The following is an 811-nucleotide window of genomic DNA, read 5'->3' as shown; positions in this document are numbered from 1 at the left end:
TGAGGTAGCCTGATCGAGGCGGACACGCTTGGTCCTTAGATTAAGATCGTGGATCAGGAGTGTGTACAGATGAGCAAGGCAAGACAGACGTACGGGGAAGAGTTTCAGGCAGAGGCCGTGAGACTAGTGCTGGAACAGGGGCTGACGCTGCAGTCGGCCGCGCAGCGCCTGGGGATTCCGAAGGGCACGTTGACGAATTGGGTGTCGAAAGCCAAGGCGCCTGGAACAGCAGCGGCACCCGGAGGCGTGACAGTGGCAGAGTTGGCGGCGGAGAATGCGAGGCTGCGCAAGGAGCTGGCCGAGGCGAGGCTGGAGCGCGATATTGTAAAAAAAGCCGCGGCGTACTTCGCCAGGGAATCACTGCCCGGTACGCGTTCGTGAGTCAATGGCGAGAAGTGTATCCGGTGAAGTTGATGTGCCGGGTATTGGGGGTCTCGCGCAGTGGCTACTACGATTGGACGCACAGACCTTACGGGCTCAGTCCGGAACAGGAGCGGCTGCGTCTGGCGATCCGGGCAGCCCACAAGCGCACGCGTCAGACGTATGGTACGCGGCGCCTGCAGCGCGAGCTGGCTGGCGATGGATTCGTGGTTGGCCGTGACCGGCTGGCCAGACTGCGCAAGGAGATGGGGATTCGATGTCGGCAAAAGCGTCGATTCGTGGCGACAACGCGCTCGGCACATAATCTGCCAGTGGCGCCCAACCTACTGGAGCAGAAATTTGAAGCCGACAGGCCAAACGCCGCGTGGGTGACTGACATCACGTATATCGCGACCGATGAGGGTTGGTTGTACCTGGCAGGAATCAAGGA

1 pseudogene is annotated in these 811 nt (G+C 60.8%); it reads left to right on the top strand.

Annotated elements, in window-relative coordinates:
- Positions 1-69: 69 nt before the first annotated feature.
- A pseudogene (locus IPF36_RS35010) lies at positions 70-811 on the top strand (IS3 family transposase); the annotation flags it as partial.

It is taken from the genome of Cupriavidus sp. IK-TO18, assembly GCF_015549295.1.
In the GTDB taxonomy this organism is placed as follows: domain Bacteria; phylum Pseudomonadota; class Gammaproteobacteria; order Burkholderiales; family Burkholderiaceae; genus Cupriavidus; species Cupriavidus oxalaticus_A.
The sequence above is the reverse complement of the archived record's forward strand: the minus strand, read 5'-3'. Positions and strand labels throughout refer to the sequence as shown.